Source organism: Paenibacillus sp. P4_A7 (genome assembly GCF_056402455.1).
Genome location: NZ_JBFUHJ010000628.1, coordinates 1 through 2451 on the forward strand (window position 1 = coordinate 1; position 2451 = coordinate 2451).

Consider the following 2451-nt stretch of genomic DNA (forward strand, 5'->3'; position numbering starts at 1 on the left):
GTGTATTCGTCTCTTCGGCATTTGTTATTGATGTCACTATCATGGTGGGTTCCGGCGAAGCTTCTAGAGGTAACTTTTCTAATTCATCATTCCCCATGGAACAACCAGCAAGAATTGCAGCGAAACAAAGCATGTAAATCATTTTCAGCAATGTCGTTCCACCTCCAAATAATAATAATTAGACTTCATGTCAACTTTCACTACTCTTAAAAGTACACCATCCAAAGACATGGTATCAGGATTGAATAACCCCATGCTCTATACCTATACTACATGTAGAAAGTAATGATGAAAAATAGTGAACAGTTTTTTCATCAACTTTTATTCCTTTTATTTCCCTTTTATCCTTAGACGAGAGATCATTTTAATAAGTTTCACTTAAACTATCCTAAAGTTCTAGCTGTCAATAAGAAGTTCGGCCGAAACCTACAGAAAGACCACTTAGAGGTTTTCCCAAAACCCGATGATATCCTCTACCCATTCCACATCCAACAAATTGGCATAGCGATCTATCACTATCTTCATCTCGATCTCTACCTCTCTAGATACATATTCTGGACTTTCATCTAGTCTACTTAGTAGCCTATATAAATCCTTTCCTATATCACATAGGTTTTCCCGGCGTGACCGTATACTCACTCCTGGAAACACTACTTCTACAAGTTTATTTGACTGAACCATTAACGCCTTAATATCCCAATGATCTCCACATAAAAGCTTAGCGGCTGCTCCCATCCCTAATTCTTTGTTCGACAAGTGACCCAACCATACCATTTGCCTCCGAACCATTCTAGTTGGTAACATGACCGTAATCATCTCATCCACTCCAAGATCAGCTAGGTACGGTTTACACTGACGACTATTCTTCACTTCTAACCATACGGTTTCTTCTGATCCCAAAATATCCATAATTTTTTCATTTTGATCTTCTCCTTCTGCCCTCCGAAACATAAAAAGCACCGTACCAAAAAAAGGGATTTCTCCCTAAATTCGGACGGTGCTTCCGCCGGTGCATATAATATTACTATCAGTCTATCAGATCTCATAACCATTTCCAAGATGAAATTTTACATTCGAGGCAGTTAGGTGTTGTTACACCTAGTATTAACTATTCTCCTCGTAAAACAATTGTCGTATCTCTTCATTCGACTTTTGAACTTCGTTAAGGGCCTCATCGATGTGTTCGATAGTGAGATAGGTATCTCCCCCACCAGTTACATATAACAACTTTAACCAGAATGCATTATCTTCCGAATAACTGCTGACTGCTTGGTAGATGTTATCTTCTGTTAAACTTTTAACGATTATTTTTGGATGAGCTGCTGGGACATACTATAAGCCCTCTTCCTCCATATACCTCATTATACTTAATGGTGTAGTAACTACAACACTATAACTAATCCCGTCTTCCAACTCTATAAAAACATCAATATTATCATAAAAGATGTCTTCTACTTCACTCAACGGGACTGGATAGCTTATACTTTTTATTTTCATATAGGTCTCCTTGTCTATTTATACATTTTCGTCAAAATTTCAATTACAAGAGTTTCGTTTGTCTTGTCAGATTTAGCTAAAATTATCATTTCTTCATCAACCATTCTGAAGAAAACTCGTGCCCCCTTTTCCCCACGAAGGTAACGAATATCGTCTTGAAGGTCGGTACCGGTTGTCTACCTGCCTCCAATGATCGTGACCTTCAATAAATTTTCTCCAATTTACATATGCGAACGCATAAAGACATTTCTTCTCAATCAGCCCTAATTTTCTTACACAAGCCGTATGCCCTCGGATAATTGTTGTTCTCAAGTGTTTGGAAATCCCATAAAAAGCGCTTCTATATGATAAAAAGGTAAATAATAAGACACCTTAATTAGCTGTCTTTCCTTTTTATTAGGAGCTGATGCTTATAGTCGATAGGACGAAAATATATACTATTGTCATCATTTTTGATTACAATAAGAATTATATGTTGTATAATTGATTACAATAAATAAAGAGCGCAGATGCTAGTAACATCTACGCCCTTGGTACACAGCTGCTTTAAGAGCAGTCGGCTTTGGAAGATTGGTTAATGAGTAGACCGAACCTTACCGGGGGCGGTCTATTTGTCTTTTTTGATCAGTAACACGAGTGTAGCGAATGCAATCATAAGATACATCGTCTCGAATACTGTCATAGCATCATCCTCCTTTCACAGAGGATTAGCCGACCGCCCTTACAGCCTTCTATGTACTTGCTTATTATACAAAAACATTACAGTTCTGTCGCCTTTAGTTTATATCTATCTCAAATCCGAAAGCATCGGTCAGAGAGTCGTGAGGAAGCACCCTAACGCCTTTCGCATAATARTGTTTGCTTCTTCATTCAAACCACGGACTCGAAAATAAAGTTACACTTATAAAAAAATCACCGAGGACCATTGTAGCTAGCAATGATTTCAGGGGTGGA

1 protein-coding gene is annotated in these 2451 nt (G+C 38.0%); it reads right to left on the reverse strand.

Annotation, left to right across the window (positions count from 1 at the left end):
• Nucleotides 1–441: 441 nt before the first annotated feature.
• Nucleotides 442–951 (reverse strand): hypothetical protein, encoded by a 510-nt coding sequence (locus AC1DWN_RS32145; protein ID WP_477562907.1) that lies wholly within the window; start codon nucleotides 949–951, stop codon nucleotides 442–444.
• Nucleotides 952–2451: the final 1500 nt, after the last annotated feature.

Bases quoted from the DNA above. Each gene is read 5' to 3' on its own strand.
- AC1DWN_RS32145 (WP_477562907.1), bottom strand. From the start codon at position 951: ATGTTTCGGAGGGCAGAAGGAGAAGATCAAAATGAAAAAATTATGGAT.